1 protein-coding gene and 1 pseudogene are annotated in these 942 nt (G+C 76.6%); both read right to left on the reverse strand.

The genetic code is table 11. The features are described 5' to 3' along the window. A pseudogene (locus tag BZL64_RS35220) lies at positions 1-383 on the reverse strand (hypothetical protein); the annotation flags it as partial. Next, positions 380-766, reverse strand: a complete 387-nt coding sequence (locus BZL64_RS35225; RefSeq protein ID WP_086773125.1) for a P-loop NTPase family protein — start codon at positions 764-766, stop codon at positions 380-382. The gene BZL64_RS35225 and the pseudogene BZL64_RS35220, both read right to left, overlap by 4 nt. Between the last annotated feature and the right edge of the window lie 176 nt (positions 767-942).

A 942-nucleotide genomic window follows, 5' to 3' on the forward strand; every position in this document is an offset into this window, starting at 1 on the left:
GTCGCCAGCATCGCCCCCGCCGCCACCGACGCATACCCGGCCGTCACCCACGCCGCCACCGGCAGCGCCGACGCGAGGAACCGCGCCAGCGGCCCCCGCGCCGCCGTCCCCCACAGCTCCTCCGTACGGCGCCGCCGCTCCCGCCCGCCCTGCCGGCAGCCCGCCGCCGCGGCCAGGGGTACGACGATCAGCAGGACGTTGTGCAGTTCGGTACGGGTCTCCGCCCAGCCGCCCTGCCAGCGGTCCGCCGTCGCGCCCAGCAGCGCGCCGACCGTCAGGAACACGGCGAGCCCCGCCCAGGGGGCGAACCCGCGCAGCACCTCGGCGCGCAGGGGGTGCACCCGGACGCGCACGCGCTCCGGTTCCGTGACCGTGAGGCTCATCGCGCCGCCCCTTCCAGCGGAGCGCCGGAGGCGCGGTGGGCCCGCAGCGCCGCCGTGTAGCCGCGCTCGATCGGGCTGTCGCCGACACCCTCGTCGTCGCTGTCCTCGCCCAGCGCGCTGAGCGCATCGGGGGTGCCGCGGTAGGCGACCCGGCCCGCGTCGAGCAGGGTGACCTCCGTACAGGCGGCGGCCACGTCCTCCACGAGGTGCGTCGAGACGATCACCGTGGCCGAGGCACCCAGCCCGCGCAGCAGCGCGCGGAACTCCACGNNGGTCTTGCCCGCGCCGTTCGGACCGACCAGGCCGTGCACACCCCGGCCCAGGGTGAGGTCCACCCCGTCGAGGGCGACGGTTCTGCGGTGCCGGACGCGCAGCCCGGTCACTCGTATCGTGCTCAAGGAATCTCCAGGGGAAAGAGGTGGGGCGGCCGGTGAGCGGGTGTGCTCAGGGCAACCGGTCGTAGACGGCACGGCGGGCGGCCAGCGCGGCGGCGCACAGGACGGCCGAGGCGGCCCAGGTGCCCTGGGCGAGGGGCCCGTCGAGGACGGCGGAGAGCTGT

The sequence above is a fragment of the Streptomyces bobili genome, from assembly GCF_002154575.1.
Taxonomy (GTDB): domain Bacteria; phylum Actinomycetota; class Actinomycetes; order Streptomycetales; family Streptomycetaceae; genus Streptomyces; species Streptomyces bobili.